The following is an 11,437-nucleotide window of genomic DNA, read 5'->3' as shown; positions in this document are numbered from 1 at the left end:
GGTTGCGGCCAATTTCACTCCACCGGCTGTCGCCGCATACGCCATCACAAGCTCACGCTACTCGTACGCCACAAACACCGCTGTCATCGCCCGGCTTGACCGGGCTTCCGGAATTCCGCGGCGCCTGTTGGAGAAAACGGCTGGCGCTGCGGCATACCGGATGCCCCGGTCAAGCCGGGGCATGACGGAAACTCAATACGCGTTCTCGTTCTTGGTCAGCAGCGAGATCGGCGTCTTCAGGAGAATGACGAAGTCGAACAGCACCGACCAGTTCTCGATGTAATAGAGGTCGAACTCGACGCGCTTCTGGATCTTCTCTTCATTGTCGATCTCGCCGCGCCAGCCGTTGATCTGGGCCCAGCCGCTGATGCCGGGCTTGACGCGGTGACGGGCGAAATAACCGTCGACGGCTTCGTCGAACAGGCGGCTCTGGAGCTTGCCCTGCACCGCATGCGGGCGCGGGCCGACCAATGAGAGATTGCCGGCGAACACCACGTTGAAGAGCTGCGGCAGCTCGTCCAGGCTGGTCTTGCGGATGAAGCGGCCGACGCGGGTGACGCGCGGATCGTTCTTGGTCACCACTTTCGACGCCGTCGGATCGGCCTGGTGGTGGTACATCGAGCGAAACTTGTAGACGTCGATGCGTTCGTTGTTGAAGCCGAAGCGCTTCTGGCGGAACAGCACCGGACCGGGGCTGTCGAGCTTCACGGCCAGCGCCACCAGTCCCATGATCGGCAGCGCCGCGAGCAGCGCGAGGCCGCCGACGATGCGGTCGAACAGCCATTTCATCACCAGGTCCCAGTCGGTGATCGGCGCCTCGAACACGTCGAGCGTCGGCACCTCGCCGAGATAGGAATAGGAGCGGGGACGGAACCGCAGCTTGTTGGTGTGGGCGGACAGGCGGATGTCGACCGGCAGCACCCAGAGCTTCTTCAGCATCTCCAGGATGCGCGTTTCCGCCGAGATCGGCAGCGCGAACAGCACGAGATCGACGCGGGTGCGGCGGGCGAACTCGACGATGTCGTCGACCTTGCCGAGCTTGCGCGCGCCGGCGCAGGTGTCGAGCGCGCGGCTGTCATTGCGATCGTCGAACACGCCGAGCACGTGGATGTCCGAATCGTCCTGCGCCTTCAGCGCCTCGACCAGCTGCTCGCCGTTGCGGTCGGAGCCGACGATGATGGTGCGGCGGTCGAGCCGGCCCTGGCGCGCCCAGGCGCGCACCAGAGAGCGCAGCATCAGACGCTCCCAGATGAGCACGGTGAGCCCGAGGAAGTAGAAGGCGGCCAGCCACAGCCGGGAGATCTCGCTGCCGAACTTGGCGAAAAAGGAGATGCCGATGAACAGCAGGAAGACGAACGACCAGGACGAGATCATCCGCGTCATCTGCCGGAGCTGACCGCGGAACAGCTGCACCTGATAGATGTCGGCGGCCTGGAAGCAGACCACGGTGGCAACCGCGACGGCGACGATCTCCGCGGGATAGACCCAGCTGAAGGCTCCGGCCAGCGGCATGACATAGCCGACATAGACCCCGATGCCGACGAGGCTCAGCAACGCGAAATCAGCGAGGCGGACGAAGCCGGCGATCACGATCGGCGAATAGGCGCGGGCAACCTTCTGGTTGACGACCTCGAGCGCGGCGGGCGACAGCCGGCGGCGGCGCTCGACAAAGGGCTGGTCAGCCGGCCTCGCCGCAGCGCTGGCCGCGGCATCGAACATCGAGCGTGCGTTGAGCGGTTCCACGGCGTCCACGTCCATTCCAAAAACCCGCGGGCCACGTCCGAGCGCCCCGGGCAAGTATCTCCTGGCTTCTGGACTATCGGACAAATCGGAAGATTCTCTAAAGCCGGCCTTAAGAATGGTTAGTGGTTGGTAAATGCGTCGCGATAACCCGCGAGCACGCCGTCGACCATGGCCTGCTGGGAGAAGTGCGCCGAGATGCGCTCGCGCAAGGAGAGCGCGCGCTGTGCGGTCGCTTGCGGATCGTCGAGTGCGGCGGCAATCGCCTCCGCCATGGCTTCGGGATTGCTCGGCGCGAACAGAGCGGGGCTGTTGGCGCCGAAGATCTCGGGAATGCCGCCGATCTTCGAGGCGATCATCGGAATGCCGGCCGCGCCTGCCTCGATCACCACATAGGGCATGGAATCGCCGCGCGAGGGGACGACCAGCAGCCGCCCCTTGGAGAAGCCGTAGCGCGCCTTGACGTGGCCGATGAAACGGATGGTGCTCGTAAGGCCGAGCTTCTCGACCTGCGCCTTCAGCGCCGCCGTCTCCTCGCCGTCGCCGCCAAGGGTGAGCGTGACGTTCTTGCCGCCTTCGCGCAGCCGCGCCACGGCGTCAACCAGCAGGTCGGCGCCCTTGATGTGCCTGAACTCGCCGACATAGCAGAGGTCGGTTGCATCCTCGGCGGTGACGACAGGTTCGAATTCCTCCGGCGTTACGCCATTGAAGACGCAATGGACCACGCCCTTGGGCGTGCCGACGATGCGCTGATAGGTGTCGCGGGCGAAGGCACTCTCGAACAGGAACAGGTCGGTCGCGCCCATCAACGAACGCTCGAGTCGCGCGTAAAATTCGCCCTTCAGGGTGTTGAGCGGATAGTGCAGGGAACCGCCGTGCGGGGTGTAGATGCGGATGGCGTCGTCGGTGCGCCGCCGCATGCGAATGAAGGCGCCGGCCTTGGCGCCGTGGCCGTGCATGACATCAGGCTTGAGCTTCGCGATCAGCCGCCGCATCCGCAGCCACACCATGAGGTCATCGGGCGAAGGTTCGCGGCGGATCGCCATGCGGTGCACGCCGAGCTTCAGCCGCGGCGCGAGCTCGGCCAGCGCCTTGTCGGCCCGTTCGCCGCCGGTGAGGCTGTCGGCGAGGATTCCAACATGATGGCCGCGGTCGACCTGGCCATTGGCGACGTCGAGGATGTGGCGGAAGATGCCGCCGACCGGAGCGCGCACGGCGTGCAGGATGCGAAGCGGCCGGTCGGGTGAGGGGGGCATGATCAAAACCAGCGCTCGATGACGAGTACCGAACAATTCCAGGAAATATCGAGACGGATTAAGAGCCTTCGTGGTTAACAAACGATGACGGGCGCGCGGGTCGCGAGGCGCTACATGTCGCGATTAACCCAGCGGCAACCTTAATGGAGTGTAATCGCTGCGGTTGAGGTAGCTTGGTGGCGTTGCCCCTGCGGGAGTGTTCGATGCGTTTAGCGTTCTGGCGTGCCGGCAAGGACAAGGCGGTGGTCGAGCGGGCCGTTTCGAAATCCAGGGCCGAGGCCAAGATGGCCGAAACCGCGCTCAAGACCGAAGCGCCCAAGCCTGAGCCGACCAAGCTCGAAGCAACGCCTGCGCCTGTTGCGGAGAAGCAGGCAGCAACGGAATCCGGCGACATCGATCTTCATGCGCTCGGTGGCGCGCTCGCCCGCAAACGCAGTTGGATCATCGTGCCCACGGTGTTGGCTCTGGTCGCGTCGATCGCCGTCGTCAATCTCGTCACGCCGCGCTACAAGTCGGAATCGCGTATCCTGATCGATGGCCGCGAGAACGTGTTCCTGCGTCCGAACAGCGACCGTGCCGAGGAGCGGCAGGCGCTCGACGCCGAGGCCGTCACCAGCCAGGTGCAGCTCGTGCTTTCGCGCGATCTTGCGCGCGAGATCATCAGGAAGAACAAGCTCGCCGAACGCCCCGAATTCGATCCGGTGTTGCAGGGCATTTCGCCGCTGAAGTCGCTGGCGGCGCTCGTCGGCATCGGCCGCGATCCGTTCTCGATGACGCCGGAAGAACGCGTGCTCGATGCCTATTACGAGCGCCTGCAGGCCTACGCCGTCGACAAGTCGCGCGTCATTGTGGTCGAATTCCAGTCCGCCGATCCGGACCTTGCCGCGCGTGTCGCCAATTCGATCGCCGAGGGCTATCTCGTGTTGCAACAGAGCGCGCGCCAGGACCAGGCCAAGAACGCGAGCCAGTGGCTGGCCGGCGAGATCGACAATTTGCGCAAAAAGGTTTCCGATGCCGAGGCCAAGGCCGAGGACTTCCGTTCCAAGTCGAGCCTGTTCGTCGGCACCAATAACACCACGCTTTCGAACCAGCAGATGGGCGAGGTCAACACCCAGCTCAACAATGCGCGTGCGCTGAAGGCCGACACCGAGGCGAAGGCGCGACTGATCCGCGAAATGCTCCAGAGCGGCAAGCCGATCGAGGCGTCGGAAGTGCTGAACTCGGAGCTGATGCGACGGCTGTCCGAGCAGCGCGTGACGCTGCGCGCCCAGCTTGCCGAACAGTCATCGACGCTGCTCGGCAACCATCCGCGCATCAAGGAATTGAAGGCTCAGCTTGGTGATCTCGACACCCAGATCCGTGACGAGGCCAGCAAGATCTCGCGCTCGCTGGAAAACGACGCCCGGATCGCCAGCGGCCGGGTCGACAGCCTGAGCGCAAGCCTCGAGCAGCTCAAGAAGCAGGCGACCTCGACCAACGGCCAGGACGTGCAACTGCGCGCGCTCGAGCGCGAAGCCAAGGCGCAGCGCGACCTGCTCGAGACCTATCTGGCCAAGTACCGCGAGGCCAACACCCGGGAGACCATCGACACCGCGCCGACCGATGGCCGCATCATCTCGCGCGCGATCGTCTCCAACACACCGGCCTATCCGAAGAAGCTGCCGATCGTGCTGATCGCGACGATTGCGACGCTGCTGCTCTCGTCGGGCGTCGTCGTCACCGGCGAGCTGCTGCGCCAGACCGCGCCGCGCGCGGCAGCCGTGTTCACCCCGGTGCCGGCGGTGGCGCAAACGCACGCGGCGGTTCGCAGGGAACCTTTGGTCCAGCCGCCCGTCGAGCCCTTCGTCGAACCGGTCACTGAAGAGCCGGCGCCGCTTCAGCCGGAGATGGCGGCCGATGCCGGGGCCTCCGAATTCGCCGAGATCGAGCATCTGGCGAACAGCCTGCGTGCCGCGGGTGAGGCGGCGAAGAAGGTCACGGTGCTCGGCACCGCGTCCGGAGACGCCGTCACGCTGTCGGCGTTGACGCTGGCGCGCAATCTGGCGCGCGAGGCGCGCGTCGTGCTGGTCGATCTCGCCGCGTCCTCGCCGACCGTTGCCGCGGTGTCGGTCGACGCCTCCGCGCCCGGCCTTGCCGAGCTGATGCAGGGCGAGGCCTCGTTCGCTCAGGTCATCACCAGGGACAAGCTCTCGCGGCTGCATCTGGTCATGGCCGGCCGTCCCGGCTTCGATCGCAGCCTGCTGCAGTCGCCGCGCGTGGGCCTCGCGATCGACGCGCTGCTGCGCGCCTACGACCATGTGCTGCTGGACGCCGGCGGTGCGTCCGACCTTCCGGCCGAACTGCTGACGACCAATGCCCGCGCCGTCGTGGTGCCCGATGCCGCGATGGCACCGGATGCCCGCACGCAGATGTGTGAACAGCTGAAGGCCGTCGGCTTCAGCGAGGTGACGATGCTGAGCAAGCCGGTGCAGGCGTCGAATGCTGCAGAGACGCTGCGCGTGGTGGCGGCGTGATCGTCCTTGCCTGCGCTGGGGCCCGAGCTAGCGCCTCGTCCTTCGAGACGACCGCTTCGCGGTCTCCTCAGGATGAGGCTTGGCCAGATCGGAATCCGTTGAAGCCGCTGCCGCGAATTCCGTCCTCATCCTGAGGGCCCGCCAAAGGCGGGCGTCTCGAAGGATGCGCCGCGGGAGAACGTCGCCCAACTGGAGGATACTTACCCGAACGCCTGGCGCAGCCGTCGGGCCAGGTCGAACAGCATCTGGTTCTGCTTCACCAGCCGCTTGCCGTGGCTGAGCGACGACATCGCCATCGCCGCGAGCTTGCCGCGCGAGGTCAGCGGGACAAAACTGTCGAAGATGTCCTCGTCGTCCTTGCAGAACATCCGCTTGTAGTCGTCCGAGCCGATGCCGAGGTCGAGCGAACGGTAGCCGCGCTCGCCGCAGCGATCGATGATGTAGCGCATCAGGATCAGCCCGGGGCTGTAGCGGGCGTGCTCGGACATCGTGTAGGTGTTGAACATTATCGAGAAGCGCTGGCTGTCGGCGACGCCGGCGAAGATCGCGATCACCTCGTCGTCGCATTCGAGCGCGTGGATGTCGATGACGCGGCCTTCGCCGCGCGGTGCGAGGCAGGCGCTGCGGACGAACTCTTCGACACCCGGCTCGGCGAAGACGTTCGGGAGTTTCTGCTCCGCCATCCGCGCCGGCTTGACGCGAAAGAACCAGTCGAGCAGGCGGGTGACGTCCGCGTCGGTCGTCGCCAGGTGATAGCGGTAGCCGGCGAGCGACTGGAGCTTCTTCTCCTTGCTCTTGAGGCGGCGGCGGAAGGAATTGCTGATCCGCGATGCGGGAGGGCCGCCCGGTTCCATCGTCAGTACCGGACAGCCGTTGATCGCGCTCTGCCGCGGCAAAGCCGCGAACGGGTTCTGCTGATCGTTCCAGCGCAGCGGCTGCTGCGTCAGCGCGAGCACGTCGACATGCGCGCGCAGCGGCGCAAGCAGCGCGTCGAGATCGGCAGCAACGGCCTCGCCTGCGAATTCGGCGTTCCACAGGCCCATGTTGAAGGTGGTGTGCTTGCCGCCCATGAAGCAGGCGGTGCGAACGCCATGGCCCTGGCGCAGCGACAGCGGCAGCAGCGCAAGCGGCAGGTGCTCGGCGTCGCGGGCAATGACGATGAAGGGGCTGGCGCCATCGCAACCCCCGACCTGCCGCTGCCAGGGGCCGAGCAGATCAAAGCGCTGATAGGGCGTGAAGAGGTGACCGGGCTTCTCGAAGGCACGCCAGACCGCCTCGGCCTCGCCGAGGTCGGTGAGGATGTCGACTTGCGCGATACGGCTCGCTTTCGACCGTGCTGGCGCTTCTGCCGTCCGGCTTTGCATCGCCGCAGCCATGGTCATTCGCGAAACCTGTCGAGAAAACGAAAAATGCGTAATTCGGCCTGTGGCCGACCTTTGCAAAGAAACGTCAACAAAGGGTAATGAGGAGGCGAGGGAACGGGCCTCAGGCGGGCGCGAAGGTGGGATATTGGCATCCGACGACAGATGGCTGGAACGGCTGCGCCTTGAGCTGACCTGGTTCACCGGCCGGGCCGCGCTGCGCAGTCGTGGCGCCGGCGCCATCCTGCGCTTTGCGCATGTGCGGCCGCGGCGGCGCGGGGCGTTTCAGCCGCTGCGTGCGCACGAGATCACGCCGCAATTCCTCGACCGCGCCATTCGCGCGCTGAAGCGGTCGGGTTACGATTTTCTCGGCATGGACGAGGTCTGCCGGCGCGCGGTGACGCTGCCCGAGAAGCGGCGTTTCGTGGCGCTGACCTTCGATGGCGCAGCTAAGGATCTCATCACCTTCGCCTATCCGGTGCTGGCACGCCACGCCGTGCCTTTCACGATCTATGTGCCCACTGCCTTTCCCGACGGCGTCGGCGAAGCTTGGTGGCTCGGGCTCGAGCAGGTGATCGCGCGCGAGAGCCGCATCAGCCTGATGATGGGCGACAGGGAGCAGCGTTTCGTCGTGACGGGCAATGCCGAGAAGCAGGAGCTTTTCTCGTTGCTCGAAGGCTGGCTGCGCTCGTTGCCGCCGGCGGAGCTGTCGGCTGCGATCGCCGATCTCTGCATGCGCTACCGGATCGACCTCGCCGCGATCTCGCGCGAGTCGTCGATGGATTGGGAGGATCTGGCGAAGCTGGCGGCCGACCGGCTCGTCACGATCGGCAGCGCGACCGTGAACTATCCTATCCTGGCCAATATGAAGGACACAGCGGCGCTGCGCGAGATGACGATGGGCAAGGCGGTCGCGGAATCCGCCCTCCGCCGCGAGATCAGGCATCTCGCCTTTCCGTTCGGCGATCGCACCTCGTTCCGGCGCAGCCACGTCGTGATGGCGGAGGAGACCGGGTTTGCCAGCGCGGTGTCGACGATCCCGGGCATCGTGGAGGCGGAGGGGCGCACCAATCTGCGGGCGCTGCCGCGGATTTCCTGGGACGGGCGCGTGCGCTCGCTGCGGATACTGCGCGTGCTGGTCTCAGGTGTCGCCTTTGCGCCGGTGAAACCGACCGGCAGCGCTACGAGCCAGACTTGACGCGATCAGGCCGCTGCATCCAGCTCACGATCGGCATCGCCGGCAGCACCCAGCCCATGCCGACCACGACGTAGTAGATCGCCTGCCGCCAGCCGGACTCGGCGATCCACGGCATCTGCGCCGCGGCCATGCCGAGCAGGGCCCAGACGGTGGCCAGCAGCAGAAGCAGGATGGCGCCGAGGAACTTGCGGGTGCGGATCGTCATGACGGACTACTAGCGGCTTTCGCGTAACTTGCGCTGCGGGAGCGGGGGACTATAAGGGGCACGCAGTTCGGTTCAAGTCTCTTCGGTACAGGCTTGGTTTTGTCCTTGAAATGACGATGATTTCTACCCCGTCCGAGCCGCGCCGCGCCGTGCGCTGGTGGCTGATCTCCGTGGCCGCGCTGATCGCGCTGATGGTGCTGGTCGGCGGGGCGACGCGGCTGACGGAATCCGGCCTCTCGATCGTCGAGTGGAAGCCGGTGACGGGCAGCGTGCCGCCGCTCTCGGAGACGCAGTGGACCGAGGCGTTCGAGGCCTACAAGAAGATCCCGCAATACCGCGAGCTCAATTCGGGCATGAGCCTATCCGAGTTCAAGGAGATCTTCTGGTGGGAGTGGAGCCACCGGCTGCTCGGTCGCTTCATCGGCGTCGCCTATCTGCTGCCGTTCCTGTTCTTCCTGTGGCGCGGCGGCCTGTCGGGGGAATTGAAGCGCAGGCTGTGGCTGCTGTTCGCGCTCGGCGGTCTGCAGGGCGCGGTCGGCTGGTGGATGGTGGCCTCGGGCCTGACCGAGCGGGTCGAGGTATCGCAATATCGGCTGGCGACGCATCTGGTGCTGGCCCTGCTGATCTTCGCCGGCATCGTCTGGACGGTGCGGCGGCTCAAGGAGCGGCCGCAGATCGCAGCGCCCGCGCGGCTACGGCTCACCAGCGCGCTGCTGCTCGTTGTGACTTTCGTCCAGATCTATTTCGGTGCGCTGGTTGCGGGCCTGCGCGCGGGACGCGCCTACAACACCTGGCCGCAGATCGACGGGGCGTTCATTCCCTCAGGCGAGCGGCTGTGGTTCGAGACGCCGTGGTGGCGCAACATGTTCGATAACGTGCTGACCGTGCAGTTCGAGCATCGCATGACGGCCTATGCGCTGTTCGTGCTGGCGGCGCTGCATGCATTCGACGCGGTGCGATCGCGCGCGGGCACGGCGGCCGTCGGCGCGCTCTGGCTGTTCGCGGCGATCGGCCTGCAGGCCGTGCTCGGCATTCTCACGCTGCTCAACCAGGTGCCGATCGATCTCGCGCTCACGCACCAGGCGGTCGCGATCGTGGTGCTCACGCTCGCGGTGATGCAGGTGGAGCGGCTGGGCTCGCGGCAACCCGCGCAAGCGCAGCCGAGCGCGGTTCCGGCCAGTCAGCCCGGCTGATCAGCTCAGCAATAGCCGTAGACGCCGCACGCGTAGGGCAGGCGCCAGAAATAATCGACCTGCTTCCCGCCGTAGTATGGGCCCTGATAATCGTAGCTCCAGGGACGGCCGTAATACCCGGGCAGCGTATGCGAGCCGGGCAACAGCGGCGTTCCCGGCAGGTTGCGGATGTAGCTGCCGATGCCATAGGCCGGCGAGATCAGCGCATCAGGATCGGTCTCGACATAGACCTGTGGCGGATCCTGCGGCGGTACGGCAGTGCGCCGCTTCGGCGTCGCCGGCAGGTCGGCGGCGAGCGCGCTTGAAACCGTCAGCATCGCCGCAAGGGCAGGCACCATCCAGCGCAGCATCGTCGGCTCCGAATCAAGGGGGGCGAACAAAGAGGATGTATGCGACGGATATGGTTAATGACTGTTAACTGACAGCGGCCAAAACCTAGACGCCCCGTCATTCCGGGGCGGTGCGAAGCACCGAACCCGGAATCCAGAGCTGAACGGACAATATAGAGGTTCCAGGTTCGCGCTCTGCGCGCCCCGGAACGACGCGCCAAATTACGCCCCAAGCGCCTGTTCCAGGTCCGCGATCAGATCTTCCTTGTCCTCGATGCCGATCGAGAGCCGCACCACGTCGGGCCCGGCGCCGGACTTGACCTTGGCGGCGTCGTCGAGCTGGCTATGGGTGGTCGAAGCCGGGTGGATCACCAGCGAACGGGTGTCGCCGACATTGGCGAGGTGCGAGAACAGCTGCAGCTTCGACACCAGGTTGACACCGGCGTCATAGCCGCCCTTCAGGCTGAAGGTGAACACGGCGCCCGCGCCCTTCGGCGCGTATTTGCGCGCGAGCTGGTTGTACTTGTCGCTCGGCAGGCCCGCATAGCTCACCGAGGCCACCGCGGGATGGCCGGCGAGGAATTCGGCGACTGCCTTGGCGTTGTCGCAGTGCTTCTGCATGCGCAGCGGCAGCGTCTCGATGCCGGTCAGGATCATGAAGGCGTTGAACGGCGACAGGGCAGGGCCGAGATCGCGCAGGCCCAGCACGCGGCAGGCAATCGCGAAGGCGAAATTGCCGAAGGTCTCCTGCAGACGGATGCCGTGATATTCCGGCCGTGGCTCCGACAGCATCGGGTACTTGCCGCCGGTGGACCAGTCGAAGGTGCCGGCATCGACGATGATGCCGCCGAGCGAGTTGCCGTGGCCGCCCAGGAATTTCGTCAGCGAGTGCACGACGATGTCGGCGCCGTGGTCGATCGGGCGGATCAAATAGGGCGAGGCCAGCGTGTTGTCGACGATCAGCGGCACGCCCGCCTTGCGCGCGACCGTCGAGACCGCCTCGATGTCGGTGATGCTGCCGGCAGGGTTGGCGATGGACTCGATGAAGATCGCCTTGGTCCGCGGCGTCACCGCGCGCTCGAAGCTTGCGATGTCATCGGGATCGGCCCACACCACATTCCAGCCGAAGCTCTTGAACGCGTGCGTGAACTGGTTGATCGAGCCGCCATAGAGCTTTCGCGCGGCGATGAACTCGTCGCCGGGCTGGAGCAGTTGCTGCAGGATCACAACCTGTGCGGCATGGCCCGAAGCAACGGCCAGCGCAGCGGTGCCGCCTTCGAGCGCGGCGACGCGTTCTTCCAGCACGGCATTGGTCGGGTTGCCGATGCGGGTATAGATGTTGCCGAACGCCTGCAGACCGAACAGCGAGGCGGCGTGGTCGGCGTCATTGAAGACAAATGATGTCGTTTGATAAATCGGGGTCGCGCGGGCGCCGGTGGTCGGATCGGGCTGTGCACCGGCATGCACGGCGAGGGTTGAAAATCCCGGAAGGCGATCGCTCATTGAGGCGTCCTGTTCTTGTGGTCTGAAATCGCGCGGCATGCTGATGGGCGGCGCGTCCGCCGTCAAGGCGCCGCTTCACATCAGGATCATTTGGGCATGATCGTGCTACGCATTGTCGCGTCCGCGAAACGAAACCTTC

General features: G+C 65.7%; 9 protein-coding genes. 3 read left to right on the top strand and 6 right to left on the bottom strand.

What is annotated here, in order from left to right; all coding sequences use genetic code 11:
• Positions 1-192 precede the first annotated feature (192 nt).
• Positions 193-1,743, bottom strand: a complete 1,551-nt coding sequence (locus A5906_RS19405) for an undecaprenyl-phosphate glucose phosphotransferase (RefSeq protein WP_080137293.1) — start codon at positions 1,741-1,743, stop codon at positions 193-195.
• A gap of 119 nt (positions 1,744-1,862) precedes the next feature.
• Entirely contained in the window at positions 1,863-2,996 is a 1,134-nt protein-coding gene (locus A5906_RS19400; RefSeq protein ID WP_080137292.1) for a glycosyltransferase family 4 protein, read from the bottom strand.
• A 203-nt stretch (positions 2,997-3,199) separates the two neighbouring features.
• Here A5906_RS19400 and A5906_RS19395 point away from each other — a divergent pair, with 203 nt between their 5' ends.
• The gene (locus tag A5906_RS19395) at positions 3,200-5,509 is read left to right on the top strand and encodes a GumC family protein (protein WP_080136975.1); all 2,310 of its coding nucleotides are present in this window, start codon (positions 3,200-3,202) and stop codon (positions 5,507-5,509) included.
• 200 nt (positions 5,510-5,709) lie between these two features.
• Here the strand turns inward: A5906_RS19395 and A5906_RS19390 are convergent, their stop codons facing one another.
• Complete coding sequence (locus tag A5906_RS19390; protein WP_080136974.1) at positions 5,710-6,891, bottom strand: GNAT family N-acetyltransferase; 1,182 nt, start codon at positions 6,889-6,891, stop codon at positions 5,710-5,712.
• Positions 6,892-7,018: 127 nt separating this feature from the next.
• Here A5906_RS19390 and A5906_RS19385 point away from each other — a divergent pair, with 127 nt between their 5' ends.
• Positions 7,019-8,068 carry a polysaccharide deacetylase family protein gene (locus tag A5906_RS19385; protein WP_080136973.1) on the top strand — a complete coding sequence of 350 codons (1,050 nt, stop codon included), beginning with the start codon at positions 7,019-7,021 and terminating at the stop codon, positions 8,066-8,068.
• On the opposite strand, the gene A5906_RS19380 is transcribed toward A5906_RS19385, so the two are convergent.
• On the bottom strand, positions 8,052-8,273 hold the full coding sequence (locus A5906_RS19380; RefSeq protein ID WP_080136972.1) for a DUF2842 domain-containing protein: 222 nt from the start codon (positions 8,271-8,273) through the stop codon (positions 8,052-8,054). The two genes, A5906_RS19385 and A5906_RS19380, sit on opposite strands and share 17 nt — an antisense overlap.
• A gap of 110 nt (positions 8,274-8,383) precedes the next feature.
• Here A5906_RS19380 and A5906_RS19375 point away from each other — a divergent pair, with 110 nt between their 5' ends.
• Positions 8,384-9,466 carry a COX15/CtaA family protein gene (locus A5906_RS19375; RefSeq protein ID WP_080136971.1) on the top strand — a complete coding sequence of 361 codons (1,083 nt, stop codon included), beginning with the start codon at positions 8,384-8,386 and terminating at the stop codon, positions 9,464-9,466.
• Between the two features lie 5 nt (positions 9,467-9,471).
• Here the strand turns inward: A5906_RS19375 and A5906_RS19370 are convergent, their stop codons facing one another.
• Positions 9,472-9,816 (bottom strand): hypothetical protein, encoded by a 345-nt coding sequence (locus tag A5906_RS19370; protein WP_080136970.1) that lies wholly within the window; start codon positions 9,814-9,816, stop codon positions 9,472-9,474.
• A gap of 201 nt (positions 9,817-10,017) precedes the next feature.
• Positions 10,018-11,298, bottom strand: coding sequence for an O-acetylhomoserine aminocarboxypropyltransferase (locus tag A5906_RS19365; RefSeq protein ID WP_080136969.1), 1,281 nt, complete (start codon positions 11,296-11,298; stop codon positions 10,018-10,020).
• Positions 11,299-11,437: the final 139 nt, after the last annotated feature.

The organism is Bradyrhizobium sacchari, from assembly GCF_002068095.1.
GTDB lineage: Bacteria > Pseudomonadota > Alphaproteobacteria > Rhizobiales > Xanthobacteraceae > Bradyrhizobium > Bradyrhizobium sacchari.
Note: the sequence above shows the minus strand (reverse complement) of the source record. Positions and strands in the feature narration are given on the sequence as shown.